24 protein-coding genes and 1 riboswitch are annotated in these 26,205 nt (G+C 56.5%); of the genes, 21 read left to right on the top strand and 3 right to left on the bottom strand.

All coding sequences use genetic code 11. The annotated features are described in order from the left end of the window. Positions 1-14 precede the first annotated feature (14 nt). The 3 genes from ABNS66_RS05330 to ABNS66_RS05340 all read left to right on the top strand — a co-directional run bounded on the left by ABNS66_RS05330 (position 15) and on the right by ABNS66_RS05340 (position 4,458). Positions 15-554 (top strand): hypothetical protein, encoded by a 540-nt coding sequence (locus ABNS66_RS05330; protein ID WP_286694645.1) that lies wholly within the window; start codon positions 15-17, stop codon positions 552-554. Between the two features lie 30 nt (positions 555-584). Then, a riboswitch (cobalamin riboswitch) is annotated at positions 585-741 on the top strand. 109 nt (positions 742-850) lie between these two features. Next, a complete protein-coding gene (locus ABNS66_RS05335) occupies positions 851-2,956 on the top strand; it encodes a TonB-dependent receptor (RefSeq protein WP_286840203.1) in 2,106 nt (701 codons plus the stop codon). 11 nt (positions 2,957-2,967) lie between these two features. Continuing rightward, complete coding sequence (locus tag ABNS66_RS05340; protein WP_286840205.1) at positions 2,968-4,458, top strand: PepSY-associated TM helix domain-containing protein; 1,491 nt, start codon at positions 2,968-2,970, stop codon at positions 4,456-4,458. On the opposite strand, the gene ABNS66_RS05345 is transcribed toward ABNS66_RS05340, so the two are convergent. Continuing rightward, on the bottom strand, positions 4,443-4,721 hold the full coding sequence (locus ABNS66_RS05345) for a peptidylprolyl isomerase (protein WP_286840207.1): 279 nt from the start codon (positions 4,719-4,721) through the stop codon (positions 4,443-4,445). The genes ABNS66_RS05340 and ABNS66_RS05345 overlap by 16 nt on opposite strands. Before the next feature lie 81 nt (positions 4,722-4,802). Between ABNS66_RS05345 and ABNS66_RS05350 the strand changes: the two genes are divergently transcribed. The 16 genes from ABNS66_RS05350 to ABNS66_RS05425 all read left to right on the top strand — a co-directional run bounded on the left by ABNS66_RS05350 (position 4,803) and on the right by ABNS66_RS05425 (position 20,055). Then, on the top strand, positions 4,803-5,555 hold the full coding sequence (locus ABNS66_RS05350; protein WP_286840209.1) for a hypothetical protein: 753 nt from the start codon (positions 4,803-4,805) through the stop codon (positions 5,553-5,555). A gap of 28 nt (positions 5,556-5,583) precedes the next feature. Beyond that, positions 5,584-6,267: an NAD(P)H-binding protein gene (locus tag ABNS66_RS05355; protein WP_286840210.1), complete on the top strand. Its 684-nt coding sequence runs from the start codon at positions 5,584-5,586 to the stop codon at positions 6,265-6,267. A 221-nt stretch (positions 6,268-6,488) separates the two neighbouring features. Next, positions 6,489-6,695: a cold-shock protein gene (locus ABNS66_RS05360; RefSeq protein WP_168448358.1), complete on the top strand. Its 207-nt coding sequence runs from the start codon at positions 6,489-6,491 to the stop codon at positions 6,693-6,695. 161 nt (positions 6,696-6,856) lie between these two features. Next, positions 6,857-8,242, top strand: a complete 1,386-nt coding sequence (dbpA, locus tag ABNS66_RS05365) for an ATP-dependent RNA helicase DbpA (protein ID WP_286840213.1) — start codon at positions 6,857-6,859, stop codon at positions 8,240-8,242. 336 nt (positions 8,243-8,578) lie between these two features. Beyond that, complete coding sequence (locus ABNS66_RS05370) at positions 8,579-9,268, top strand: YoaK family protein (RefSeq protein WP_286840216.1); 690 nt, start codon at positions 8,579-8,581, stop codon at positions 9,266-9,268. After that, positions 9,261-9,638, top strand: coding sequence for a nuclear transport factor 2 family protein (locus ABNS66_RS05375; protein ID WP_286694637.1), 378 nt, complete (start codon positions 9,261-9,263; stop codon positions 9,636-9,638). The genes ABNS66_RS05370 and ABNS66_RS05375 overlap by 8 nt, the downstream gene beginning before the upstream one ends. Next, the gene (locus ABNS66_RS05380) at positions 9,638-10,720 is read left to right on the top strand and encodes an endonuclease/exonuclease/phosphatase family protein (protein ID WP_286840220.1); all 1,083 of its coding nucleotides are present in this window, start codon (positions 9,638-9,640) and stop codon (positions 10,718-10,720) included. The genes ABNS66_RS05375 and ABNS66_RS05380 overlap by 1 nt, the downstream gene beginning before the upstream one ends. A 134-nt stretch (positions 10,721-10,854) precedes the next feature. Continuing rightward, a complete protein-coding gene (locus tag ABNS66_RS05385) occupies positions 10,855-11,484 on the top strand; it encodes a class I SAM-dependent methyltransferase (protein ID WP_286840221.1) in 630 nt (209 codons plus the stop codon). A gap of 30 nt (positions 11,485-11,514) precedes the next feature. Next, positions 11,515-12,660, top strand: coding sequence for a hypothetical protein (locus tag ABNS66_RS05390; protein ID WP_286840223.1), 1,146 nt, complete (start codon positions 11,515-11,517; stop codon positions 12,658-12,660). Positions 12,661-12,693: 33 nt separating this feature from the next. After that, complete coding sequence (locus ABNS66_RS05395) at positions 12,694-13,089, top strand: DUF6010 family protein (protein ID WP_286840226.1); 396 nt, start codon at positions 12,694-12,696, stop codon at positions 13,087-13,089. Between the two features lie 90 nt (positions 13,090-13,179). After that, positions 13,180-13,917: a sulfite exporter TauE/SafE family protein gene (locus tag ABNS66_RS05400; RefSeq protein WP_286694632.1), complete on the top strand. Its 738-nt coding sequence runs from the start codon at positions 13,180-13,182 to the stop codon at positions 13,915-13,917. Positions 13,918-13,991: 74 nt separating this feature from the next. Continuing rightward, positions 13,992-15,173: an acetyl-CoA C-acyltransferase gene (locus tag ABNS66_RS05405; protein ID WP_286840229.1), complete on the top strand. Its 1,182-nt coding sequence runs from the start codon at positions 13,992-13,994 to the stop codon at positions 15,171-15,173. Between the two features lie 48 nt (positions 15,174-15,221). Next, positions 15,222-15,653, top strand: coding sequence for a group II truncated hemoglobin (locus ABNS66_RS05410; RefSeq protein ID WP_286840232.1), 432 nt, complete (start codon positions 15,222-15,224; stop codon positions 15,651-15,653). A 54-nt stretch (positions 15,654-15,707) separates the two neighbouring features. Further along, positions 15,708-16,754, top strand: a complete 1,047-nt coding sequence (locus ABNS66_RS05415) for a hypothetical protein (protein WP_286840234.1) — start codon at positions 15,708-15,710, stop codon at positions 16,752-16,754. Between the two features lie 69 nt (positions 16,755-16,823). After that, complete coding sequence (locus ABNS66_RS05420) at positions 16,824-18,908, top strand: TonB-dependent siderophore receptor (RefSeq protein ID WP_348655239.1); 2,085 nt, start codon at positions 16,824-16,826, stop codon at positions 18,906-18,908. 1 nt (position 18,909) lies between these two features. Beyond that, positions 18,910-20,055 carry a PepSY-associated TM helix domain-containing protein gene (locus tag ABNS66_RS05425; protein ID WP_286839241.1) on the top strand — a complete coding sequence of 382 codons (1,146 nt, stop codon included), beginning with the start codon at positions 18,910-18,912 and terminating at the stop codon, positions 20,053-20,055. On the opposite strand, the gene ABNS66_RS05430 is transcribed toward ABNS66_RS05425, so the two are convergent. Both ABNS66_RS05430 and ABNS66_RS05435 read right to left on the bottom strand, forming a co-directional pair. Further along, positions 20,052-21,362, bottom strand: coding sequence for a DEAD/DEAH box helicase (locus ABNS66_RS05430; RefSeq protein ID WP_286839239.1), 1,311 nt, complete (start codon positions 21,360-21,362; stop codon positions 20,052-20,054). The two genes, ABNS66_RS05425 and ABNS66_RS05430, sit on opposite strands and share 4 nt — an antisense overlap. Positions 21,363-21,587: 225 nt before the next feature. Then, positions 21,588-23,672 (bottom strand): TonB-dependent receptor, encoded by a 2,085-nt coding sequence (locus tag ABNS66_RS05435; RefSeq protein WP_348655240.1) that lies wholly within the window; start codon positions 23,670-23,672, stop codon positions 21,588-21,590. A gap of 393 nt (positions 23,673-24,065) precedes the next feature. On the opposite strand from ABNS66_RS05435, the gene ABNS66_RS05440 reads away from it, so the two are divergent. Both ABNS66_RS05440 and ABNS66_RS05445 read left to right on the top strand, forming a co-directional pair. After that, positions 24,066-25,673, top strand: coding sequence for a PepSY-associated TM helix domain-containing protein (locus ABNS66_RS05440; protein ID WP_286839236.1), 1,608 nt, complete (start codon positions 24,066-24,068; stop codon positions 25,671-25,673). Beyond that, complete coding sequence (locus tag ABNS66_RS05445; RefSeq protein ID WP_286839234.1) at positions 25,670-26,005, top strand: DUF3325 family protein; 336 nt, start codon at positions 25,670-25,672, stop codon at positions 26,003-26,005. Before ABNS66_RS05440 ends, ABNS66_RS05445 begins: the two co-directional genes overlap by 4 nt. Positions 26,006-26,205: the final 200 nt, after the last annotated feature.

Raw genomic sequence — 26,205 nt, forward strand, 5'->3', positions numbered from 1 at the left:
AAGGGAGTGCAGTAATGTCCAGAAAGCTAGTTATCAATATCCACCTGTATTTAGCCGCGTTCTTTGCGCCGATGGTGGTGATCATGGCGCTCTCAGGTGGGCTCTACCTGTTGGGTGTAAAGGGCAGTGTCGAAAAAGAGACCGTAGCCGTTGTGCCGGTAAAGATCGATACCCAAAGCCCCGACCTGGAGCAGCAGGTGCGCGACTTACTCCAAGAGCAGGGCCTTAACAGCAACTTCCAATATTTGAAGCACCGCGGCGAAAACCTGGATACTCGTCCGACCAACCGTCAGTTCTACCAGTTGTTGCAACGCGACGATGGCCTGCATATTGTCGCTGCCAAGCCCGATTTGATTGCCGCTTTAATCGAGCTGCACAAGGGGCACGGCCCCACGTTGTATAAGCAGTTTGAAATTGCGTTCTCGATGGCGCTGGTCGTGATTATGCTCAGTGGTTTGTATTTGGGCTTGGCCTCAAAAGGGCTGAAAACACGCACCATACAGCTGAGCTTGTCCGGCACAGCGCTATTTCTGATTCTTGCCTTATTGGCCTGACAAACTTGTACAGCGGGCGAGCTGTGGTATGCTCCCCCGCGTTCTGAAGGTGCCTGTCGACACGAGCAATCGGTCTGGCAGGTTAAACGGGAAGTTTGGTAAACCGCCAAGGTGAATCCAACGCTGCCCCCGCAACGGTGATCATTTCGATGAGAGCCCGATACCGGCCTTTAGACGTTAACAGCAATGAAGCGGAGGGCTTCATGCGTTGGACTTCTTCTGGCCCTTGCGGCTCGCTGTCGAATTCCCTCGTCCCCTCCCTCATGCGTTTTTTAACTTACGTTTGAGGTTTCACAATGAACAATACGCGATGTTTGCTGCTGTGCAGCGGGCTGGTGTGGTGCGCGCCAAATTTTGCGGAGCATCTTCAACTTGAAGAAATGGCGGTGACCGCCGAAGCCGACACGTCGGCGGGCTTATCGTTGTATGAGCAACACCGGGCCGGGTCTCGGCTGGGCTTAACCGTTATGGAAATTCCCGCCAGCGTGGCGGTCATCACCGGAGAAGACATTGCTGAAAAGGGCGACTTCTCGGGCTTGTCTGCGCTAACGCGGGCGGCGGGCTTCGCCGCCAATGCCTCGCCGGGAAATGGCGGCAGTGCCACGTCCGTTCGCGGGTTTGCCGGGCACAGTTCGGTGGTTAGCACCTATGATGGCAAGCGCTTGTATGTGGGCAGTGGCACGGTCAGCTTTCCTGCCGACACTTGGACAATGGCGCGCATTGAGGTGCTGCGTGGCCCTGGTTCGGTGATCAATGGTGTGGGCGCCATTGGCGCCACGGTGAATTACGTGCCGAAAAAGCCGTCCTTCGAGAAGGCGCCGAATGAGCTTGATATCAGTGCAGGCAGTTTTGGTTTGCGACGTTTTGCGCTGGGCCTGGGGGATGCGGTATCCGACCAGCTCGCCTACCGCATTGATGCGGTGGATCACCGCAGCGATGGTTACGTGGACCGCGCCGATGAGCATCGGCAGGCGCTGGCAGTTGGTGTCTTGTTTCAGCAGACGGCGCAGTTGTCGTGGCAGCTTGCCGTCGATATTGCCGACACTGATGCCGCGCCCTACTGGGGAACACCACTGGTCGATGGTCGGGTGCATCCGTCGACACGTCGCAATAATTACAATGTTAGTGATGCCATCGTGTCTTACCAGGATTTGTGGCCGCGGCTCTCTGCCACTTGGCAGATCAGCGAGGCGGCGGTACTGCGCAGTGAACTCTACTACATGCGTGCCGATCGCCACTGGCGCAATGTTGAGAGTTACGCCTACAACTCGGCCTCTGGTGAGGTGGATCGGAGTTTCTATCTGGAAATACTGCACGACCAGGAGCAGTTGGGCTATCGCGCGGATGTCACCTTAGCGCGACCCCTACTGGAGCGTGACAACCGATTCAACATCGGTCTGGAAGTGAACGATATCGACTTCAGCCACCGCAACAACTCCCCTTACCAAGGCAGCAGTAGCGTCGACCTGGAGCAGCCTGCGCCGGGCCGTTGGCGCGACGGTGTGCAGAGTGCCACCAGCGATGACTTCAGCAGTGAGACACAGCAAGTCGCCTTGTTTCTCGACGATCATCTGCAAATCACGCCACAGTGGAGTGCCGTGTTGGGCTTGCGCTACGACCGACTTGAGATCGAGCGCAACGACGTTGCGCGCAGCAACGGCCAGAGCGCGTCGCGCAGTACCTCGTCGCCCAGTGGTGGCAGTTGGCGTGTTGGTGTGGTTTACCAGCCGTCAGAGGAAACCTCTGTCTATGCGCAATACAGCCGTGCACTCGACCCCATTGGATCGGTACTGACATCGGTGAACGATGACGTAGAGCTGGCCAAGGGTGAGCAAGTAGAGCTTGGCGTAAAACAGCAGTACTGGCAGGGGCGTTTGCAAACCAGTTTAGCGGTATACGATATCGTCAAACGCGACCTGTTGAGCGCTGACCCCGGCGGTGTGCAGCGGCAAATTGGTGAGCAATCTTCCCGAGGTATCGAGTGGGAGGTGTATACACAGGTAAGCGAGTCGGTCAGCCTGGATTTTAATCTGGCATTGGCGCGGGCGCGTTACGAGGAGTTCGTGAAAGGTGGCGATGATCTCTCCGGGAACACCCCGCGCAATGTCGCCGAGAAAACCGCCAACCTGTGGCTGCGTTGGCAGTGGCATCCTCACTGGCAGCTGGGTGCGGGCCTGCGCTATGTGGGTGAGCGCTATGCCAATGACAGTAACACCTCGGTATTGCTGTCCTACCGCGTTGTCGACGCGGCCCTTCACTGGCAGGTTAGTGATGCCCTGCAAATAAGTTTGCGCGGTAAAAACCTGTCGGACACCCGCGACTATGTGTTGGCACCCTATGGTGATCAGTGGATCCTGGCAGATGGACGGGCTGCTGACCTCAGTGTGAATTATCGCTTCTGAGGCGCGCCGCGATGAAACTAAAACGGTATTTATATCTGGGGCATCGCTGGCTGGGTGTGGCTATGTGCGTGCTGTTTGCCATGTGGTTTATCAGCGGCATTGTGCTGATGTATGTGCCCTATCCTGGCTTGAGCGAGGAGGAGCGACTGGCGGGCTTGCCGCCGCTGCGGGCCTCTGCCGTTGCCGTTTCCCCGCGGCAGTTGTTGAGCGAGGCGGGCGTTACTCAGCTAAGTCTGCGCGCCATTGGCGATCGCGCTGCCTATGCTGTTGGTTTCAGTGATGGCCGAACAGAGCGGTATTACGCTGATACGGCCGAGCCCGTCGCCGCCATTTCTGCGGAGGAGGCCGTCGGGCTTGCGCAGGCCTTTGCCCGGCGCAGTGGTCGCCTGGCTGCCGGTGACGCCGGGGTGGTATCGGTGGCGAGTATCGACTACGACCAGTGGAGCTTATCGTCGAGCTTGCGTGAGCATCGCCCGCTCTTTCGGGTGGACCTTGGCACCGAGGATGGGCTTCAGCTTTATGTGTCGTCGCAAACGGGCCAGGTGCTGCGTGATACCACGCGCTTTGAACGCAGCTGGAATTGGCTGGGGGCCAACCTGCATTGGCTCTATCCGGCGGCGCTGCGTCGCCACTCAGAACTGTGGGCACAGTTGGTAATTGCTTTATCGCTATTGGGGTTGCTGTCTATTGCCAGTGGGGCCGTTGTAGGTATTTGGCGTCTGCGTCTGCGCAAACCCTACAAGGGGCGTCGCTATAGCCCCTATCGTGGGGTGATGAAATGGCACCACCTAATGGGGCTGATCTGCGTATTATTCTTCGCCACCTATATGTTCAGCGGTTTGATGTCGATGAACCCGTGGGGAATTTTTTCGTCAGGTGAGCCCTACTCACGGCAGGCGCAGCGCTATTACGGCGGCGGCGAAATCGCGGACGAGGTGGCGTCACTGCCCGCGCTTCAACAGGTTCTCCGTAGCGGGGAATACCGAGAATTGCATTGGCGACGATTGGGCGGCGAATATTACCTGCTTGGCTCGCGCTCCCCTCGCCACACAGACCTATTGCGGCCGCTGTCCTGGCAGCGTGAGCCGGTGATGGCGGCGAAGATCGCCGAGGCCGCAGCGCAGCTGCTGCCCGACCACGGCTACCGGGTTGAGGTGCTGGCCGGGCACGATGTGTACTACTACAGCCATCACCAGCGTTATCGTCCGCTGCCTGTGATGCGTCTGCGTTTTGACGACCCACAGGCAACGTGGTTCCACATTGACCCGCTCACGGGTGAGCTGCGTGGCAGGCTTAACCAGCGCGAGCGATTGCGGCGCTGGCTATACAACGGCTTGCATAGCTGGGACTTTTTGCCGCTGTTGAACCGTCGTCCTCTCTGGGATGTGTTGGTGATTGCAATGATGATTTTGGGGGCTGGCTTTTCGATAACCGCGATAATCATCGCGGCGAAACGCCTTCAGGCGCGGCCCAGCAGGCGCCGCGCTTACCCGCGAAAATAAACCTGCACCAAGTGATAGCCGAACTTACTCTTGATCGGGCCGTGGGTCTGGCGCAGGGCGTTATTGAAAATCACCTTGTCGATGCTGGGTACCATTTGCCGGCGGTGAACTTCGCCGAGATCGCCGCCTTTCTTCGCTGAGGGGCACGTGGAATACTTGCGTGCCAGCACATCAAAGGCCTGCCCTTTCGAAAGGCGGCGTTTGATATCCAAGGCTTCGGCCTCCGTCGCGACAAGGATGTGGCGCGCCATTGCTGTGTTCATTGCGGGCATTCCCGGGCTGGTAATTAGGGGAGGCTGATTATAATGTGGCGGGCCAACGGTCGCGAATAGTTCCGAGTGTGTATGTACCGCCCCGCCTTTAGCTTTGATGATATTGCTGCAGAATGCACGGTTACTACGGGATGCTATCGCCTGGATGGCCGTTTGTTAGGGCTTCGTATAGCCGTGCCTGAAGCGCTGCACGGCTGCCACCCTTTTAATGCCTCGGCCTACGACTTCTTGCAGCAGCTGCGCAAGGAAATTTTTGAATGGGGCATTATCGAATTCCCCGGTTTGCCGCTGAACCCCACCAATTACACCCTGGCGCAACGCGCGCCTCAGCAGCATGCATACAGCAGCAATCCCTATCTCACTGACTTTTGTCAGCGCCCTCACCAGGACACACCGCCGTATCCGACGGCCTTTTGGCTGGCTGCACCGCGCCGTTATTTCGCTACCTGGGTGATGGGCCATACGATGGCTGAGCGCTTTTACCAGTTGCAGGGCCAGCAGCCACAGCTTTCTGTTGATGCCTTACACGAGCAGTGGGTGGCTCGCAGTCTTGAAGAAGGCAGTGGTCTGCTGCTGAATCGTCAGCCGGGTTTATTGATACTCGATAATAGTCACCACAATCGCTTGTACCATGCGCGAACCAGCCTGCTGTCGGCGCAGCAGGCCGCCGATGTTTGCAGCGATACCCCGATGTACGCGTTTAACGAGGTGGGGCTGCTGCATTATATTGACCAAATGGACAGTCGGCGCGGCGACGAACATCGCGATGCGCAAGCGCGACAACGGGTTGCAGAATTTATGGCCCGCGAGGGCTTGCAGGGCTGAGCTCAGGCTGACAGGCGAGGGATAAAAAATGCGAATTTGTGTGGTGGGCGCTTCGGGCAAGTTGGGGCAATACATGGTTCGGCAGTTGTTGGAGGCGGGTGACGAGGTCGCCGCTGTGTGTCGCCCCGATAGCGTGAAAAAGCTGGACGAATTTGCCGGCCGCATTGAGATCTTTCCCGGTAAAACCAATGACCGGGCAGTGCTGCGCCGTGCCCTTCAAGGCTGCGATGGTGCCGTAGTTGTGCTGGTGCCCTGGGGTGTCCAGCAGTATGCCTCTGGTACGGCGCAGGCGGTGCTGGATTATGCTGAGCCCGCCGCGCGCTTGGTATTTTCCTGTGGCTGGCACATCACCATGGATGGTCGCGACCGCTACCCCTGGCACTTCACGCTGTTGCTGAAACTGGTGGGTGCGATCGCAAAAATGCTGCGCCTGGTTGAGCTGGACGACCAGGTGGAAGCCTGTCGTCGGGTTTTTGCCAGCGACCGGCGCTGGACGGTAGTGCGTGGTTCCGACTTAGAGGAGGGCCCCAGCGAGGGGTTGCCAGTGTGGAGCGAGCACGTCGGCGACCCGATTTTGGCCAGCAATAAAACGCGGCGGGTGGATTTTGCTGGCTTTATGGTCGCGGCGCTTCGCGACGACAGTTTGCTGCACAAGGCGCCGGCAATCGTCAGTTGTCGCGCGCAATCTGTTATTGCTCTGCGTGGTGAATAGTCGGGTTTGGCTGCGGTTTTTACGGCCTAAAAAAAGCTATACCTCTATTCACTTTACCTATATAGTGGGCACCAGCTAGAAAGTAGCTCCTAATATTTATGCACGCCATTTCGATGTTCTACCTTTAGTTCTCGTCCTGATCTCATAAGTAATAGAAACACTTCCAGCACAACCGCCTCGTGTGAGGCAAAACATTATTTTTGAAAACTCAGGATAGAAATATGTCTACAGTTACTGGCACAGTAAAATGGTTCAACGAAACTAAAGGCTTCGGCTTCATCGAGCAAGAAAATGGCCCAGACGTGTTCGCACACTTCAGCGCTATCTCTGGCAGCGGCTTCAAAACTCTGGTTGAAGGCCAGCGTGTAGAATTCTCTGTAAGCCAAGGCCAAAAAGGCCCACAGGCTGACAACATCGTTGTACTGTAATGATGTGATCCGCTAGTCGGATCAGCATTACTCGGCTACGGCCGAATAACGAGAAGGGGCAGAACCGCGAGGTTCTGCCCTTTTGCTTTTGGGCTTTTAAAACACGGCTGAACTGGCATCATAGCCCTATACCCGCCAGCTCAATATACATAGGTACCACCTTGAATCACTACGATTTCGCCAGCCTGTCGCTCAAAAGTGGGCTGCGCAATAACCTTTCCTCTTTGGGCTATCAGAAAATGACTGCGGTACAGGCTGGCGCCCTGCCGCGCATTCTCGACGGCGTGGACCTGATCGCACAGGCCAAAACCGGCTCAGGCAAAACGGTGGCCTTTGGTTTGGGGGTGTTGCAGAAGCTGGAGGTCAAACGCTTTGCGGTGCAGTCATTGGTGCTGTGCCCAACCCGTGAGCTGGCCGATCAGGTGGCGAGAGAGCTGCGCAAGTTGGCGAGGGGCGTGCACAATGTGAAGGTGCTGACCCTGTGTGGTGGCATGCCCTTTGGGCCGCAGGTCGGCTCGCTGGAGCACGGCGCGCATATTATTGTGGGGACGCCGGGAAGGGTAGAGGAGCACCTGCGCAAGGGCAATCTTAAGCTCGACGCGCTCTCCATGCTGGTTCTGGACGAGGCCGATCGCATGTTGGAAATGGGCTTTCAGGCGACGCTGGACGCCATCGTGGAAAAAATGCCTAAGCAGCGTCAGACCCTGTTGTTCAGTGCAACATACCCGGATGAGATCCGCGCAATTTCCAAGCGGGTGATGAACCAGCCTGAATTGCTGCAAATTAAAGAGCAGCACAGCGCAACGACAATCGCGCAGAGTTTTTATTACGTCAATGACAATGCCGAGCGAGTAGAGGCAGTGCTTCGCTTACTGCTTGAACACCGTCCCGACTCCGCCGTGGTGTTTTGCAACACGCGGCGCGATACCGAAGAGGTGGCGGCGCGACTGCGCGAGGCCAATCTGAAGGTCATTGCACTGCACGGCGAGTTGGACCAACGCGCCCGTGACCAGGCCTTGGTGTGTTTCGCCAACAAGAGCGTGTCGGTGTTGGTGGCCACCGATGTGGCCGCGCGAGGCCTGGATATTGAAGAGCTGGATATGGTGATCAATTACCACATCGCCCGCGATCCCGAGGTTCACACTCACAGGATTGGTCGAACAGGTCGGGCCGGTGCAAAGGGGCGCGCCTGTAGCTTGTTTGGCGATCGCGAGCGCCAGAAAATTGAGCGGCTCGAAGCGCAGAGTCAGGCGGCGATCCGCCCCGAGCCCCTGCCCAGTGCCGCCGTATTGAGCGCCCCGGGCTACAAACCGGCGATGGTTTGCCTACAATTGGACTCCGGCAAAAAGCAGAAAATTCGCCCGGGTGACATCCTTGGAGCACTCACTCGTGAAGACGGTGTTGCCGGCAAAGAAGTGGGTAAAATTCATATCTTTGATAACTGTGCCTACGTTGCCGTGCGCAGACATGTCGCCGACCAAGCATTGCGCACGCTGACGGCCGGTAAGCTGAAAGGCCGCAGTGTACGGGTGCGCAAGATTCGCTGATGGCCGCTGCTGCTGGCGGAGCCGCAGCACGCCGCTCTGGTAGCTGACTTTCAGCGCCGCTACTCGGCGTCTGCCACGCCGCGGGTTTTGATAACCAGGCACGAGTCAGAGGGGCGCTTGCACTGTGAGGTACTGGTGTATTTTTCGCCCGGTTGTGAGGCACTGGCAGCGGCTTGGCAAGCGAGGCCCTGCCGAGCGCCCGGTGGCAGTGGGCTGAGTTATAGCACGGGTGCCGGTAGCGAATGGCAACGCGCGTTTCCACTGGCGTAGCGTCAATTTCGCAAACCGTGCTGCAACGGTTCCACGGGTTTGCCCGACAGACAAAGGGAGCTAGCGTTGATTCATTCACTGCCGCGTTGGTTGGAGCTGGGCGCCTTTACCTTGGCGCTGCTGGCCGGCATCGTTAATGCGGTGGGCCTGCTGGGCTTTGCCCACCAGTCGGTTTCGCACCTGTCTGGCACCGCTACGCTGCTGGGCGCTGGCCTATTGAGCGATACCGGGGCCTGGCATTTATTGGCAATTCTGCTGAGCTTTCTATTGGGCGCCGCAATTTCCGGGTATTTGAACCGCAGCGAAACCCTGAGCCTGGGGCGCCATTACGACACGTTGCTCGTGATAGAGGGGGCACTGTTGTTGATCGCGATCGCGTTTCTTCAGCGTGAGCAGGGCGCCGGGCACTACTTTGCGTCGGCGGCCTGTGGCCTACAAAATGCCATGGCGACGCGGTACAGCGGGGCTGTGGTTCGCACCACCCATGTGACCGGCTTGTTCACTGACCTCGGGATAATGATCGGCGCCGCGCTGCGGGGCGAGCACTTTGACCGCCGCAAAGCCATCCTGTTTATGCTGATCATTTTGGGTTTTACCGGCGGCGGCAGTGCCGGGGCCTGGCTCTATGCCGGGCTTGGCTTCTTCGCTTTGACAATACCCGCTGTGCTATGTTTTTTGCTGGCGCTGGCCTACCGCATAACGCGGTTGCGTGCGGCGAGTACCCCTATAGGCACAGAGGCGACGCGGGATGAGTAAAGCGATTATTGAAGACTATTTTCGTACCTATAATTCAGAATCCCCCGATGCACTGAGGGATTTTTATCACCCCGACATTGTGTTGCATACCGCCGATGGGGCACTGCGTGGGCCTGACGCGATTCTAGCGGTGTACAAACACATTATCGCCCAGTTCTACGACCACATGACGCCTGAACATATTGCCTGCCAGGGCGACGAATACGTCGTTGATATTCGCGACCGCTTCACTGCCAAGGTGGCGGTGGCAGACTTTATGGGTCACTCATTTGCCGAGGGCGAGAGCCTGGAGTTGTTGTTGCACGCGCGCTATCGCCTGCGAGAGGGCCGCATTGTCAGTGCCGATATTCGCATGGCCGAGGAATCGTAATGGGCGCAGTAATTGTAGTATTGAGCTTGGTTTGCGTGGTGGCCTCGCTATTGCCGGCCCTGCCCAAGCAGCAGTGGTGGGTACGCGCGTTTGATTTCCCGCGCATGCAAATTGCTCTGCTGGCCAGCGCCTTGGTGGCAGCGCAATATCTGCTATTAGATAGCAATCAGGAGTGGGTGCAGGCGATGGTGGGGGTGACCGCAGCCTGCGCCGTCTATCAGTGGTGGTGGACCATTCCCTACACGCCGTTTTATCCCAAGGAGGTGCCAGATGCACCGGCTCAAACACGGCTACCCACGCTGCGCCTGTTAACGGCGAATGTGCTTACCCCCAATCGCAACGCTGAGGCATTTTTGTCGCTGGTGCGGGAGACGCGCCCCGATGTGCTCGTGACCCTGGAAAGTGATGCGTGGTGGCAAAACGCCCTGGCGGAGCTGGATGTCGACTACCCCCACAGCGTTAAATGTCCCCAGGATAATTTATACGGTATGCACTTGTATTCGCGCTGGCCGCTGCTCGATAGCCACGTTGAATTTTTGGTCGAAGAGGATGTGCCGTCGATACATGTGTTGCTGCAAATGCCAGGCGGACCGCGGCTGCGCTTACACTGCCTGCACCCTGCACCACCGAGCCCGACAGAAAATGACGAATCGGCGGAGCGCGATGCCGAACTGATGGTGGTTGCCAAGAAGCTGGATGCCTGCCGTGAGCCAGTGGTGGTATGCGGCGACCTGAATGATGTGGCCTGGTCGCGAACAACGCGCTTGTTCCGCAAGAAAAGCGGCCTGCTGGACCCCCGGGTTGGGCGCGGGATGTTCAATACCTTCCATGCGAAATATCCGGGCATGCGCTGGCCCTTGGATCACGTGTTTCACAGCAGCCACTTTGCTGTTGCCGGGATTGACCGACTGCCGGCCTTTGGCTCCGACCACTTCGCCTTGTACACCGAGCTGGTATTGGTGGCTGAGCAGCATCGCGCAGATGCCGGTTTGGACGCCGACGCCGATACCGACAGCGAGGTGGATGCCTTGATAGCCCAGCAAGATGTGGGTGTTGACGATGTACCCACACCGAGAGCGTAGGGCGCGTTCGCGGACTGAATGGGATTTTTGCAAAGTGGCGCAGATATTAAAGCGGAACTTTATTTTATGCTGGGCCTCTACGTTAAGGTGAGCTTCACTGCCTGTTGATACCGGCCCACAGCAAGGACGAATCCATGACGCCGCAGGAACTTGGCGCAACCTACGACTACATTGCCCCGCTTTATCAGCGCGATATGCTGCATTCTGACTACGGACTGAGTGCCCTGCGGCGCGCGATACGTTATTGCCCGATTGTGGGCGACGCACTGGATGTCGGTTGCGGCGTGGGAGGGCGGATGATTGACGCCCTTCAGCAAGCGGGCTTTACGCCTGAGGGCATCGATGTTTCGGCGGGGATGTTGAGTCTGGCGCAACAGGCGCATCCGGGGCTGGGATTCTGTCGCGCCGACATTTGCCAATGGCAGAGCCAGCGGCGCTTCGCACTGATTCTGGCCTGGGACAGCCTTTTTCACCTCCCGCTCAACGAGCACGAGCCAGTGCTGAGAAAGCTGTGTCGACTACTCGATGACAACGGCGTGCTGATATACAGCTTCGGCGACGCCGAGGGCAGCCACATCGACCAGTGGCACGGTCGCGATTTTCACTACAGCTCTATCGGTATTTCGGAAAATCTCCGCGTGCTAATGAGCGAGGGGCTGACCATCCTCCACTGCGAGCGCGATCAGCACCCGCAAACCCATGTCTATGTAATCGCTCACAAGCGCCAAAAAGACGAGGGCGCCAGCGCGCAGCGTCTGCTTTAATCACGCTTTTATCGACAAGAGACCGTGCGAATGAAAGCCCTTCTTCTCTGCCTTGGCGTGCTGGTGGCTGCTGAGTTTGCGGTGGCAGAGCCTGCGCCGCAGACCCATATTGGCCGCTACAATATCCTCGACGCCGATATTCACTACCGCAATCCGAATACCGGGGTGGCACTAGGCCAGAGCGAGACGCGGGAGCTGGTCATCCGACTTTATAACACCCGGGCGGTGAATCACGCTGATATCGTTGAGCAGCTCGCCCTGCAGAGTGATGTGAATCGCGGCGAGGGCTTTGCCAGCGCCAATCCCTATTATCCTCGCGCGGAGGAGGTCTCGATAGCGTTGCCCAAACCGCGCAGTGTCGTTCGCGACGGCAAAACGGTTCACAACCCGGAGGGTTACGCTGATATTGCTGAAGGCTACGAGCTGGAAAATGGCCGTCCCAATTACTTCCAGCAACAGCGCGTCAGCCAGTGGTTCAGCGACGTGAGTCACGGCAAGGCTGTGGCGCAGGAGGTGTGTGCGGTAAAGTTTACCGATGCAGCCCAGCAGCGCTATGAGCTGAAAACCTTCGCCAATGGCGAGGCAGCTAAACAAGCGGGCTGGACCATTACGCATCAGTACCACTGCGGCACGTGCTCGACGCTACAAGATCTAGCGGCTTACATGGGCATTCCCGATCAAACGACACCGGTGCGCGCCTGTACCAAGAAGGGGCGAGGGCAGCTCAGCAAGCTGGACGACGTTAAGCAGTGCATTATCGAGGAAGTGGGCTTCACAGAAATGTGTGCGGAAAGCTGGGCGTACAACGGCATTCATACAGGCGCCGAATGTGCTCTGGACTGTATGCGCAGTTACGGGCGCGATGCCTGGTTGTCGCCGCTGTTGCGCGGCGTTTTCAATACCATGGTGAAAGGCGAATTTAGTGCCTGCCCCGCGGATGTGGAAAGCGACGACCCAGCCTTGCGGGCCATCCTTCAGGCCAATGGCTGCCCGCTGGAGAATGAAAAAACCGGTAAGCTCAATGCCTGCTTGTGGTGTGACGAAAAAACCTCCGGCCCCGGGTTTAAGTACACCGCTGCGCGGACGCGGCGTGGCTCGGGCTTGCCCTCGGCCATTCCCCGTCCCAATGATCGCTTATTTTACGAGGCTGATCACAGCGCGTATTTCAATGACTGAGCAGCCTGCGATTAGTGTTTGTGGAGAGAAAACATGATGCCCATTATGCTGGGGATCTCGCTTGCGGTGGTGATCGCGGCATCTGCACGCTGGATGCAGTTTGACCGGGATAGAAGCTTTTACCCCACCGTGTTAATTGTGATCGCCAGTTACTACCTTTTGTTTGCCTGTATGGCTGGGCAAGCTGTTTTTGAGGAGGCGCTTGTTGCGCTGGTGTTTACCGCAGCGGCCTTGCTTGCCGCGTTTTACTGGCCGCTGGGGGTGGGCATTGGCATCGCGTTGCACGGCATATTCGATATTCTCCACGACGGCCTTATCGACAACCCCGGTGTACCGATCTGGTGGCCAGCCTTTTGCGCAGCGGTGGATCTTACCTTGGGCGCTTGGCTGGTGGTCTATTCGCGTAGGGCGCCGCAGAGTCGTCAATAACCGCCGGGGTATTACAGCCGCGATTACCGGGCGCCGATCGCTGGCTGATTTGCATCTTCAGATTTCACCGAGCGGTACGGGAGGTTTTGCGTGGAGCTACTGCTAATTGTCACCGCTGGATTTGTTGGTGGGGCGATGAATGCACTGGCGGGCGGCGGCAGTTTTGTCACCTTACCGGCACTGGTGTTTGCCGGATTGCCGCCGGTAATGGCGAATGCCACGGGTACAGCGGCGTTGCTGCCCGGCTATATCATGAGCGCCTGGCGCTTTCGTCGCGATATTCATGCGCCTGCAGGCCTGTCTTGGTCACGTCTGTTAGGGATTAGCCTACTGGGTGGCAGCCTTGGCGCGGCGCTGTTAACGGTCGGCGACCCGCAGTGGTTCGCGCGCCTGGCGCCCTGGTTGATACTGCTGGCAACCATGCTGTTCGCTCTGGCCCCTTCATTACTGGCTTCCGTCCGCGAGGTTAGGCGACCTCTGGCTCTTAGCAGTGTGTTTGTGGTGTGTCTCTATGGCGGCTATTTCAATGGTGGTTTGGGAATTATTTTGTTGGCGGCCCTGGGCTTACTCGGGCAGCGCAATCTGCACAGCATGAACGGGGTGAAAAATGTGTTGTCCGCGGTGCTAACTGCTATTGCGGTGTTGGTGTATGCGGCGGGTGACATGGTGGCGTGGGCGTCGTTCCTGCCGATGGCGCTGGCCGCTATTGTTGGCGGGTATGCGGGTGCCGCGTTGGCCTATCGTATTCCGGCGTCGTGGTTACGTGGCGGTATTGTGGTGGTGGGGCTGGTGATGGCAGCGGTCTTCTTTCTTCGTTTGCCTGCGTAAGATTTATTACTTGCATTGTGATACCTTTTTCTGCCCGCCCGTGAGCGGTGAACCGAGAGGAATAAGGAGCAGAAATGGACGCGTACCTATACGACTGTTTGCGCAGCCCGCGAGCCAAGGCCAAAGCCGAACAGGGGAGTTTGGCGACGATGCCTCCGCACGAGATGGTTAGGCAGTTGTTGTCGGCCATGGAAGGGCGTCACCCGGGCGTGCGAGAGTCGGCTCAGCAGCTGCTGCTGGGCTGTGTCGGTCAAGTGTCCAGTCAGGGCGGCAATATTGCCCTGGTCAGCAAAATGGCCGCAGGGCTTAGCGACAGTGCAGCCGCTTACACGCTGAATAACTACTGCGTATCGGGTCTCACGGCCATTAGCCAGGCGGTGCTGGCAGTACAGGCTGCCATGAGTCATATGAGCCTGGCGGGCGGCGTCGAGAATCTAAGCCAGGTACCTTTTATGGCCGACCGTGCCAGCTATTACAGTGACACTAGTCTGCCGCGCAAGGGTCGATTCATTCCTGTTCCGGTGGCCGCCGACCTGTTGGCCAGTCAGTTTGATGTGACGGTTGAACAACTCAATGCACAGGCATTGCGCTCCCACCAGCGAGCGGCGGCTACGCAGCAACAGGCGGCGTTCAATGCGTCGCTGGTGGCGATGACGTCGGCCGACGGCAGTGTGCTGGCAGATCGCGACGAAGCGATTCAGGCGCAGCTTTCTGCTGAAAGCCTGGCGGCGATGCCGCCGGCCTTTGCCGACTTTGCCAAGCCCTATGCTGAGACGCTGCATGGCCGCGCATTGGAAGCGCGACACAGTTTTGCGCATATGCCGCCCATGGTGGATGGTGCTGCGGTGGCGTTGATCGGCCCGGCGAATTTGCCGTTGGAAAGCGCGCCGCGGGCCCGCTTCATTGCGCTGTCAGAGCACTGCGGCAGTCCTGAGGAGTCCCTGACAGGCGGCTTTGCGGCGATGGAGCAGGTGCTGAGTCGCGCGGGTTTATCGCTGGACGATATCGATGTTATCGAGATGATGGAGGCCTTTGCCGTTGTGCCGGCGCTGTTTGAACAGCGCTATCGCGTTGACCCCAGTAAAGTGAATATTACTGGCGGCCACCTAGCAAAAGGGCACCCAATGGGCGCCACCGGTGCGGTACTATTGTCGTGTTTGGTGGATGCGTTGGAACAGCGCGATGGCCGCCTGGGGATGGTCGTTGCAACCGGAGCCTCGGGTATTGGCGCCGCTGTCATCATAGAGCGACTGTGACGATAACGGTGACTGAGCGCGCGGCGGCGATGATATTGAGGAGCGAGTGTGAGTCTTAAATTGGCATTTGGCGAGGGCGATGCGTCCTACAAAGCGGCGGGGGAGTTGGCGGGCATTACTGCGCTGGTCGATGATTTTTACGCCGTTATGGACACCGAGTCCCATGCGGCGGTAATCCGCGCCATGCACCCTGACGACCTGTCCTCTTCGCGCCAGCGCTTGAGTTATTTTCTGTCGGGCTGGTTGGGCGGGCCGCGCCTGTATCGCGAGCACTTCGGTGCGATCAGTATTCCCGATATCCACAAGCATTTGCGAATCGGGTCAGAAGAGCGAGACCAATGGCTGTGGTGCATGCAGCGCGCACTGGATCGGCAGGACTACCCGCCGGAGTTCAAAGAATATTTGCTCGCCCAGCTCAGTATTCCTGCTGAGCGGGTTCGCCAGCGCAGCCAACTAGAGCACGCCGCCAAATCGGGTTGAATCCTGGCGGCCTTGGTCGGTCACAGTATTGATCTCGCCAAAAAGGATGCCGCGATGAGTGAGCCAGAAGAATCCGCGAAGAGCCGTCACAGCCGCCAACAGAGTAGCCGCCTGGAAGAGCAGTTACTGCTGTTGTGGGATCTGTTGGTGATATTGTTAGTGTCGGCCAACCTGCTGCTTATTGTCTTCGATAGCCTGTTTATTTTCGCGCCGTTTAACCAGTTTTTAGCTGACGTGTTGCCTGCTTTTCATCAGCACTATACCGATCAGGTGCATGCAAATTTCCAAGTTATCGACTTACTTTTTGTGGCGGTGTTTGTCTTCGACGTCGTTTTGGGCTGGGGCTTGGCAGCGTGGGAGCGCCGCTATGAGCGCTGGTGGTTTTATCCCTTTGTTCACTGGTATGACGTGCTGGGTTGCATACCCCTGGCGGGCTTCCGCTGGCTGAGAATATTGCGGGTGTTTTCGATATTGTTCCGCCTGCAGCGTCTGGGCCTGATTCATGTTCAGCAGTGGCCCGCCTACGGCATTGTGATGCGTTACTACCGCATTTTGATTGAAGAGCTCTCGGATCGCATTGTCGACAATGTGCTCTCCGGCGTTCAGTCTGAACTGCGCAGTGGTGCGTCGGAGCTACCTGACCAAATTTTGCAGAAGGTCATTGCGCCGCGTCGGGAGCCGTTGTCATCGGCGCTGGCCGGGCGCATCGGTACAACGGCAAATACCGTCTACGGGCAGCGCCGCCAGGATATTCATCGTTACGTTACCGAACTTGTGCAGCGCACTCTTGCGCACAATGCGGCGGCGCAGCGCCTGGATCGGTTGCCGGGCGTCGGCGATGCCATTATCGAGGCACTGGAGAGTATTCTGGTCAGCGCCAGTTGCGACACCATTGATGAGTTATTTGGCTACGGCGACAACAACGCGGCTCTGGGTGGAGAACTACTGGAGAGCTTGGTGCGCAGTGTTATCGATGACCTCGTCGATGAGCGCCGCGCTAGACCGCGAGATTTCGGCCCCGCGCTTGATGAGGTGGTCAGTCTGTTGCGCGCCCAGGTGCGACGCAAGCGCTGGTTGGAGGAAGATGGTCGCAATCAATAATAGAGTTGATAATCAATATCATTTGCAATAGCATGCTGCGCTCTTTCGTTAGATCATGGAGCGTGCAGTATGTCGTCTTGGCGGATTTACACCGGGCCACTGGCCCTGAGTCTTACTTTTAGCCCCCCTATTTTTGCCAATGACCACTTGGAAACCGTCGAGGTATACGGCCAGCGCGATGCCGCGCAGTACGGCCTTAGTGATGGCGAGACGGCTACCCGCCTGGGGTTGTCGGTATTGGAAACCCCCCAATCGCTAAGTGCGATCAGCCGTTCGCAACTCGATGATTTCGCTCTGCACAATCTCAATGACGCGCTGGCAAACCAGGCGACGGTTCAGGTACAAAGTATCGAAACCGATCGTACCTACTACACGGCTCGCGGCTTCGATATCACCAATTTTCAGCGCGACGGCATCGGCTTGCCGCTCAGCTCAGGTAGTGTTTATGGCAGTGTCGACTCGGCGCTCTTCGAGCGTATCGACGTGCTGCGTGGTGCCAATGGCTTGATGTCGGGGGCCGGTAATCCCTCGGCCACGATCAACTTAATTCGCAAGCGCCCTAGTGATGACCTCGCACTTTCGGTGGCCGCGACGCTGGGCTCTTGGAACACTCGGCGTTTAGAGTTGGATGCTGGTGGCGCACTTGCCGTAGGCACTCGTGGCCGCTTGGTCGCCGCCATTGAAAAAGGCGAGTCGCATTTAGATCGCTACGAAACCTACAATCGCGTTATCTACGGGGTGATTGAACAGGACCTCGCCAGTGCCGGTCGCTTAACCGCGGGCCTCACCATTGAAGACCGCCAGGCAGACAGTCCGCTTTGGGGGGCGCTGCCGATGAACTACAGCGATGGCAGCCAGACAGACTACGACGTGTCGACAAGTACCTCGTCAGATTGGGCATATTGGGATAATCGCAACCGCAGTGCCTTTGTCGAATGGTCGGTGCCGGTTGCTGAAGACTGGCAGTTTAAAGCGGTGTATCAATACGACGACACCGATAGCGATAGCCACCTGTTTTATATGTATAACTTGCCGGACCGGGCGTCTGAGTCAGGCATGATTGGGTATGCCAGCGAATACACGCTGGATGATCGCCGCCAGCAGCTAGATGCCTACATGCAAGGGCGTTACACGCTGTGGGGGCGTGAACACGACGCTGTTTTCGGCGTTAACTATGCGCAGAGCAATATTGAAGATGTTTCCCTGTATGACTACACCAATGGCTTCCCCGCGATAGGCGATTTTTCGCAGTGGCGGGGACGCGCGCCGACGCCGAATTTTGTCGATGGCCGCACGGGCAGCGACTGGCAGGATGTTCAGCAGGCGGCTTACGCGGCGAGCCGTATTCGACTGAGCGAGCAGTTAAGCTTTATTGGTGGCGCCCGGGTGTTGGACTGGCGCAGCAAGGGCGACAGTTACGGGAAGTCGAAGGCGACGCGGGCCAGCGGCAAGATACTGCCCTACAGCGGTGTGGTGTATGAATATGCCGATAATCACAGTGCCTACCTGAGCTATACCGAAACGTTCATGCCCCAGCGCGACCTGGATCGCAATGATGACCGTTTAGACCCCGCCGAAGGGAGCAATACGGAACTGGGCTTGAAGTCGGCCTTCTTTGACCAGCGCCTAACCGTTGCCGTGGCGCTATTCCAAGCCAAACACCAGCACGTTGCCGAGTCGGATGGTTTTGACACAACGCTGGGGCGTAACGTCTATGTTGGTCGCGACTATCAAAGCGAAGGCCTGGAACTGGATGTCTACGGCCAGATCACCGAGGGCCTGTCGGCGAATGTCAGCCTTACCCAACTGCGTATAGAGGATGAAGAGGGCGATACGGCCCGGCGCTTTGTGCCTAAGCGTATTCTTGCTGCGGCGCTGAGCTATCAATTGCCCTGGGCGTCGAAATGGAAGGTGGGTAGTTCCGTGCGATGGCAGGATGATACACGCCGGGATACTAAAGATGGAATGCGTGTGGAGCAGGAGGCGTATTCCGTTGTGAATGCCTTTGTCAGCTATCAGTATGATGAAACGCTGAGCATCGCCATCAATGGCAATAACCTCGGTGATGAAAAATACCTGAACAGCCTCTATTGGGACCAGGCGTTCTATGCCGCGCCTCGCAACGCGTCGCTGACGGTGCGCTGGAACTACTGACATGAATAAGTGGCTGTTCAAATGGCACAGCTGGTTGGCGCTGGCCGCTTGCCTACCCTTGGTCATTATCTGTGCGACCGGCAGTGTCCTCGTGTTCAAGCACGAAATTGACCGCCTGCTGATGCCCGAAAAGGTAAGGGTTGAGGTGGCCGGGCCGCGGCAGTCCCTGGATGCATTGCAAACGGTGCTGCACCAAGGTTTGCCGAATCATGAAATCGTCGGCTGGACGCTGTTTGGTGATCCACAGCGTGCCGATCAGGTGTATGTGATTGCGCACGGCAGCCGAGACTGGCTGTATACCTTGGTAGATCCCTATCGCGGTGAAATATTGGCGCCAGCGGTGGCCACCGATCACTACCTCAGTGACTGGTTGCTGGAGTTGCACTACACCCTGTTGTTGGACGATGCCGGCATTATCGTGAGTGCGGTGGTGGCGGTCGTGCTGTGCCTGCTTGGTATTAGCGGCCTGATTCTGCATCGCAGGTTTTGGAAAAATCTGTTCACCTTGCGCCGCCACGGTCGGCGCATCGTCTACTACAGCGACCTGCACAAGTTGAGTGGTGCGCTGGCATCGCCGGTATTGTTGGTGCTCGGTATTACCGGAGGCTATTGGAATATCGCGCACAGTATCGAGGAATACCAAGAGCATGCCGATGGCCACGAGCATCCGATAGTTGAAGGGCCGATGTACAGTCGCGACCTGTCGCTGGATGCCTTGCTTGCCAAGAGTCAGGCACAGTTGCCCGGCTTTACGGCCCGCTACGTGTCCCTGCCCTGGGAGCCCGGTCGGGCGATCCGTTTCTGGGGTGACGTTGGCTCGGCTAATCCTCTGCTGAGTGAATACGCGAGCAGCGTCGGTTTCAATGCCGATACGGGGGAGGCATTAGCGGCGAGCGACATTCGAACTGCTGGGGTGGGGGCAAAAGTATTGGACAGCTTTCGGCGCCTGCACTTTGGTAACTTCGCCGGGCTGACCAGTCGCGTTATATGGAGTGTGCTGGGGTTGGCGCCGCTACTGTTGGCTTTCACCGGCGGCTATCTGTGGTTGACGCGACGCGCCAAACGACGCCGCGCCAGCCATAAGCGCCGCAGCAAGCAGCGAGCGGCGGCAGGCGTCTCTACCCGCGCCGCGCTCGGTCGGGATTAGCGGTTTCCATTTGCTGGCCGCGCACTGCGGTTGCCGTCAGCGGCGGGGCGGCGTCGACGCCGTCTCGCTTGCGGTGGGCGCTGTCCGTCCCGGTGCTCCGGGCGGGGTTTGCGGTTTTGCTGTGGCTTACGGCCGCGCCCGGGGCGCGCGTTCAGGCGCGATTCCGGCAATACGTGGCTTGGCTCAAAGCCTTCAATTTCTTCGCGGCGCAGCAGTTGTTTGATCAGGCGTTCAATGTCGCTGAGTTGATCAAATTCGTCGGCGCTCACCAGTGAAACGGCTTGCCCGGCGGCGCCGGCGCGCCCCGTGCGACCAATGCGGTGCACGTAATCTTCCGGCACATTCGGCAGGTCGACATTCACAACGTAGGGCAAGTGACTAATGTCCAAACCGCGCGCGGCGATATCGGTGGCCACCAGCGCTTGAATCTTACCGCTTTTAAACTCTGCCAGCGCTTTGGTGCGGGCATTCTGGCTCTTGTTGCCGTGAATCGGTGCCGAGGGAATGCCGCGTTCGTCGAGAAAACGGCTGAGTTTATTGGCGCCGTGTTTAGTGCGTGAAAACACCAGTACCTGATGCCAGCCATTCTCTTCGATTAATTTTGCCAGCAGTGCCGGTTTGCGTTTTTTATCGACCGGGCATATCCATTGTTCAACGCGTTCGGCGGTGCTGTTTGGCGGCGTTACCGACACTTCGACCGGATTGTTAACAATGCCCTTGGCAAGCTTGCGAATATCATCAGAGAAAGTCGCAGAAAACATCAAGTTCTGTCGCTTGGCGGGCAGCAGTGCCAGAATTTTGCGAATGTCGTGAATAAAGCCCATGTCCAACATGCGGTCGGCTTCATCCAGCACCAGTACTTCCAGTTCGTCAAAGCGAACAGCATTTTGTTGGTACAAGTCGAGCAGGCGGCCAGGGGTCGCCACCAAAATATCAACGCCTTTGCGCAGCTTCATCATCTGCGGGTTGATTTTTACGCCGCCGAAAACCACCGTTGAACGCAGCGGCAGGTTCTTACCGTACTTGTGAACATTGTCGCCGATCTGGGCGGCGAGTTCGCGAGTCGGCGTTAGAATCAATGTGCGCGCCTGGTTGGAGGACGCGCGCTTTCCTTTCGAGAGTATTTCCAATATCGGCAGGGTAAAACCAGCGGTTTTGCCGGTGCCGGTTTGCGCAGCAGCCATGACATCGCGGCCGTCGAGTACGGCGGGAATCGCTTTCGCTTGAATAGGTGAAGGTGTGCTGTAACCGCTATCGGCAACGGCTTCTAGAATCGGGGCCGACAGGCCCAGGGAAGTAAACTGCATAGATCGTCTCAATGTGGAAGGCGCAAGGGCGAGTGGCCGATGCCAGTCGCGCGGGCTTCCTGTATTCAAAACCGCCGATTTTGGCGGCGGGCTAGCTTACGCGATAACGCGGGGCAGCACCAGATAAACGGCTAAAATTTAAACAGTGCAGGCGGGGTGCGCTGGAAATCGACAAGCCCCGCGAATGCGGGGCTAGGGCGTGTCATGGCCAAAAGCCACTTTCGCTTAGAAGCTGTAGCTAACAGACAACCGTATATCTCGCCCAGCCTCCCAGGGGCCGGCAACCAGCTCATAGCCGGGTATCGCTGTATAATCACCAACACTGGAGTGATCGCGATAGTGTTTATCAAGCAGATTGATAACGGCAACGTTAAGGCTTAGCGCCTGAGTTGCTTGCCATTCAGCGAAAATATCAACCGTTGTGTAAGAGTCTTTGCTGAGCTGATACAGCTCGGGCACCCAGCCTTCATTCACGTCTTGATAAAGCGTATCCATCTTTAATTCTTCCACGTGGACGATATTTATACCGGTTTTTAGATCCGGTCTAGGTGTGTAGTCCACCCCGAAATTCCACGTGTCGCCGCGTGAGTTCCCCAAATGCCTGAATTCATAGGCACTGAGTTTTATCGAGCTAAAGTCTTGGGTGTAGTAACCCGCTTTTGGGTCGAACTCAGAGTCAACATCGGAATATCCAGCGAAAATGTTGAAGTTGCCCCAGCGGTAGGCCATATCCAATTCGAATCCGCTGGTTTCTACGGTGCCCGCGTTGTCGTAGAGGTTGCCTGAGTAAAGCTGGTTAAAGATAACGTCGTCAATTTTGGATTCGAAAATCGCTAATTTCACGTTGAGGTTTTCATCCGAATACTCTGCGGAGGCTTCAATATTCGAGACCGTTTCTCCTTTCAGATCATTGTCAACGGCGACGCCCACACTCGGTTTTTCTATCGTAAAGCCGTCGCCAACTTCTTTGCCGCGATACGCTTCGGCGTAACCTACGCCCAGCACCCAGTGCTCGGTAAGCTCGTAGGATAGGCCCGCATTTAGGCTGATATCTGAATCATCAAACTTACTTGGCTCTCCTGCATCACCGGGTAAAACCTTCTGCTCAAATTCGTAGTCGTCGTAACGAACGCCATAGCTAAGCAATAGCTGGTTTGTTAACTGAGAGTGGGCTTGGGCATAGATTCCAAGTACGTTGCCTTCTTCTCTAGCATTGAGTGGATCGCCGCTGTCAACTTGGTCATCCCGATAGTCCACACCATAAACAAGCCGGTGATCACCTAGTTGGCTGGTATTTCTAACATCAAAACCCGTGCTGCTAATCTCCGTAAACCAATCAAAGCGCCCTCCGGAAAATGATGAGGAGGTGTCGTACAGTGTGGCTTCTACGCTAAGCAGGTTACCTTGGTGCAGGGCGTAGTTTGCAACGTAAGTCTCTCGCTCTGCTTCGCTTGCATAGAGTGTCTCGCCAGGCTGAACATGCCAGTTGGGGCGGGCGCTAAAGTCGGCTTCTTCGTTACGGTTTTCATAACTCAGTGACAGCGACTGATTATCGCTGATACGTCCATTAACCTTGAGGAAGCCCAGGCTCTGGTCAGAGGCGGTTCCCAGAACTTCGTCGCCGTTTCCGTCTTCAAAGTTCTCGCGGTTGGTGTCGTTGTAATAGGCCAGAAATCCCCAGTTTTCAGCCAAGCGGCCGTATAGTGAAATGCTGTATTGATCGCCGTCGTTGGTGAAGTGGCTGGCTTTTACCTTACCCCCGAAGGCGTCACCCGGAGCGAGTAAATCATCAACATTTTTAGTTTTAAATCGAATCGCACCCCCGATGCTACCGGCGCCCGAAGTTGCTTCTCCAGCACCTGCCTGCACTTCCACTTGTTTTAATAGATCCGGGTCGATGGTGACGCGGCCAATATGGTGAAACAAGGTGGATGTTTGTGGTGCACCGTCAACCGTAACGTTGACGAAATTGTCTTCTAGGCCGCGGATATAAATCTTTTGCGCTATCCCTAAAGAGCCGCCTACGCTCACAGAGGGTGTGTGTCGAAAAACATCAACTAAGTCTTGCGCTTGATAGGACTGAATCTGGTCAGCGGTAATTAATGCATTGGTTGCCTGGCCTACAACAGCCACGGTTTCGATTGTGGTTTCTTGTTGCGTTTCTGGTTCCTCTTCGGCGAAGGCTGCAGTAGATAGCCCGCTCGCCGCCACAATCAGTGTCGTCAGTGCTTTTGTTCTCTTGGGAATGTACATCTTGACTGGTCCTGCTCTTGAGATATTGATGCAAATGGTAATGTGAATTATACTCATTTGCATCAATGCCGCAATACAGCCTTCGCGTTAGATTGTTCTGCCCGTCGTGATAGGGGGGCTTTTGGGCTTGCTCTTTTCAGATTTATCTAAGTCTAAGTAATAAATTCAGGTGGTTAGCCAGGTGAGACGATCTCCAACTTCCCTTATGTCGCGAACGGCAGCGGGCCTATTTGGCGGCTTTATTGTTGCGAATGCCGTGGGAGCGGCTCTGGCGAAGATTGCTCCAATGCCTCAAGCCGATGCGGCTGTGATGGCAATGATGCTTGGCTTCCTTATATTTGCATTGGCGGTCCTTTGGGCGTTTTCCGCAACATCTGCCGGGGCGGCGTGGCTAGGGTTGTCTGGAGCGGCGTTTGTGTCGCTCTCCATGTGGGGGCTGCTGAGTTTCTGATGAACTTTCGCCACTCAATGACCTGGTTGCATACGTGGACCGGGCTAGCCCTAAGCTGGCTGCTGTATTTCATGTTTATTACTGGTTCAGCCGGGTATTTCGATGAGGAAATTACCCGCTGGATGCAGCCGGAAATCCCTGTTCAGCAATCTGAGTTTGATGCGGATACATTGATCCCGGCAGCACAGCGGCAATTGCAGGAGTTGGCGCCAAGCGCAGATGAGTGGTTTATAGAGCTTCCTCAGGGGCGGCATCCCTATTTTAAATTGTGGTGGCATAACCCCAGGGTAGAGGCTGACGAAAAAACCACTGCAAGTCACCCTCCCGGGTGGCATGAACTGACCCTCGACCCAAACACCGGGGCGCCTGTCCAAGTCAGGGAAACCGCCGGCGGCGAGTTTTTATATCGCCTGCATTACTCCCTGCACTACATGCCCAAAGAGCTTGCCTATTGGCTTACCAGTATGGCGGCAATGTTTATGCTTGTCGCACTCATCACCGGCGTGGTTATTCATCGCAGAATCTTTGTAGATTTATTCACTTTTCGTCGCGCTAAACGCCATGCGTCCTGGCTGGATATGCACAACCTGCTGGCGGTTCTCCCTCTACCTTTCCATTTAATGATTACCTACAGCGGCCTCATTTTACTGATGTTCACCACTATGATCGCTATTCCAGTATCGAGTTACGGGCCCAATCCGGAAACACTTAAAGCTGTATACGATACGGTCTTTTCAGAGCCTGAATACCAGGAAGCTAGCGGGACGGATGCGGCGACGGTTTCGCTACTGGATGTTTATCAAGAAGAGATAGCCGCGAATGAAGGTATCGCTATCGCCCATATTGGCGTTGAGCACCCTGGTGATGTAAACGCCGTTATCGAGATTTCGAGCATCGCGGAGCGAGGGCTCGAAGGCAGGAATGAGAGTTTGTATCGGGGCCTGGATGGCTCGCCCTTTGACGCACCTGAAAATCACAACAAGCAATCCGCTGTTGTAGCGTTTTATAAGGCGATGGAGAAATTGCACGAAGGCTTGTTTGCTTCCAGTTTCTTGCGCTGGATGTATTTTCTATCCGGGTTAATGGGGGCGGGAATGATAGCAACTGGCGCCATTTTCTGGGCGGTAAAGCGGCGTTATAGCCATAGCAAAGCGGGCCTAAATCCTCGGGGACTTGAACTGGTAGAGGGCCTGAATATCGGGACTGTGGTGGGGTTGCCGATCGCTATTGCCGCTTACTTTTGGGCCAATAGGTTGATACCTGTCTCTCTCGAAACAAGGGGCGACTGGGAGGGGCATTGCCTGTTTTTAGTCTGGCTTGCCATGCTGATACATCCGTTTGTCAGGCGAGGAAAAATCACCACAAGAGAAGCGTGGATTGAACAACTTAACCTGGCTGCAGCTATTTATATGCTGATCCCCGTCGTTAATATTGCCACGTCAGACCACCATGTATTGGTCGCGCTGAAACATGGAGATTGGATTTTAGTGGGGTTTGATTTAGCTATGGTCGGTATTGCTCTCGGGTTTGCTTCTGCTTCGATGATAATGAGCAGAAAGCACCGTGAAGCGATAACGTTAACGGCGGGAAGTAGGGCGGGGGTATGACTTTCCTTGCCAGTTTATTCTGCCTGCTTGGAGTGATCGTTTTAAGCCTTTCGAAAAAACGGCTGCGTAAAGATGGTTTACCACGGTATAAGGCGCTCACCTTGGCTGAGGTGCGCAGCCTCATCGTTATTGGTCTAAGCCTGCTGTTAACGTCGCTGGTAATTTTCATACGGACTAAAGGGCTTGGCTTGGGGCTGACGTATGCTTTTGGCTGGTTCGCAATGTCAGGCCTGTCACTTACCGTTTTGCTGAGTTATGTGCCACGTGTGAGCCTTTGGCTTTTTAGTGGGGCGCTGCTTTTATTGCCCGTGAGCATTGTTTTCGTCACGTGATTGGGCGTCACTGATTTTCCCTATCGCTAAGCGGTTGTATATGCGCTATGCAGGTAACGCCGGATAATACGGTCGAGGCGATTACCGTCGCGCATGACACCCCCCGATCTTTCTATTTGTTTAAGCTGAAGCAGTTGCGCTGGATGCGTGCTTGCTTTGGTCGGCTAAATACCTGTCGCTGGCGTGGGCCGATCTTGCAG

This window comes from uncultured Spongiibacter sp. (genome assembly GCF_964011655.1).
In the GTDB taxonomy this organism is placed as follows: domain Bacteria; phylum Pseudomonadota; class Gammaproteobacteria; order Pseudomonadales; family Spongiibacteraceae; genus Spongiibacter; species Spongiibacter marinus.

Bases quoted from the DNA above. Each gene is read 5' to 3' on its own strand.
- ABNS66_RS05435 (WP_348655240.1), bottom strand. From the start codon at position 23,672: ATGAGTATAATTCACATTACCATTTGCATCAATATCTCAAGAGCAGGA.
- ABNS66_RS05425 (WP_286839241.1), top strand. From the start codon at position 18,910: ATGAATAAGTGGCTGTTCAAATGGCACAGCTGGTTGGCGCTGGCCGCT.
- ABNS66_RS05445 (WP_286839234.1), top strand. From the start codon at position 25,670: ATGACTTTCCTTGCCAGTTTATTCTGCCTGCTTGGAGTGATCGTTTTA.
- ABNS66_RS05395 (WP_286840226.1), top strand. From the start codon at position 12,694: ATGATGCCCATTATGCTGGGGATCTCGCTTGCGGTGGTGATCGCGGCA.
- ABNS66_RS05440 (WP_286839236.1), top strand. From the start codon at position 24,066: ATGAACTTTCGCCACTCAATGACCTGGTTGCATACGTGGACCGGGCTA.
- ABNS66_RS05360 (WP_168448358.1), top strand. From the start codon at position 6,489: ATGTCTACAGTTACTGGCACAGTAAAATGGTTCAACGAAACTAAAGGC.
- ABNS66_RS05385 (WP_286840221.1), top strand. From the start codon at position 10,855: ATGACGCCGCAGGAACTTGGCGCAACCTACGACTACATTGCCCCGCTT.
- ABNS66_RS05380 (WP_286840220.1), top strand. From the start codon at position 9,638: ATGGGCGCAGTAATTGTAGTATTGAGCTTGGTTTGCGTGGTGGCCTCG.
- ABNS66_RS05330 (WP_286694645.1), top strand. From the start codon at position 15: ATGTCCAGAAAGCTAGTTATCAATATCCACCTGTATTTAGCCGCGTTC.
- ABNS66_RS05340 (WP_286840205.1), top strand. From the start codon at position 2,968: ATGAAACTAAAACGGTATTTATATCTGGGGCATCGCTGGCTGGGTGTG.
- ABNS66_RS05415 (WP_286840234.1), top strand. From the start codon at position 15,708: ATGAGTGAGCCAGAAGAATCCGCGAAGAGCCGTCACAGCCGCCAACAG.
- ABNS66_RS05390 (WP_286840223.1), top strand. From the start codon at position 11,515: ATGAAAGCCCTTCTTCTCTGCCTTGGCGTGCTGGTGGCTGCTGAGTTT.
- ABNS66_RS05345 (WP_286840207.1), bottom strand. From the start codon at position 4,721: ATGAACACAGCAATGGCGCGCCACATCCTTGTCGCGACGGAGGCCGAA.
- ABNS66_RS05405 (WP_286840229.1), top strand. From the start codon at position 13,992: ATGGACGCGTACCTATACGACTGTTTGCGCAGCCCGCGAGCCAAGGCC.
- ABNS66_RS05335 (WP_286840203.1), top strand. From the start codon at position 851: ATGAACAATACGCGATGTTTGCTGCTGTGCAGCGGGCTGGTGTGGTGC.
- ABNS66_RS05350 (WP_286840209.1), top strand. From the start codon at position 4,803: ATGTACCGCCCCGCCTTTAGCTTTGATGATATTGCTGCAGAATGCACG.
- ABNS66_RS05355 (WP_286840210.1), top strand. From the start codon at position 5,584: ATGCGAATTTGTGTGGTGGGCGCTTCGGGCAAGTTGGGGCAATACATG.
- ABNS66_RS05430 (WP_286839239.1), bottom strand. From the start codon at position 21,362: ATGCAGTTTACTTCCCTGGGCCTGTCGGCCCCGATTCTAGAAGCCGTT.
- ABNS66_RS05420 (WP_348655239.1), top strand. From the start codon at position 16,824: ATGTCGTCTTGGCGGATTTACACCGGGCCACTGGCCCTGAGTCTTACT.
- ABNS66_RS05375 (WP_286694637.1), top strand. From the start codon at position 9,261: ATGAGTAAAGCGATTATTGAAGACTATTTTCGTACCTATAATTCAGAA.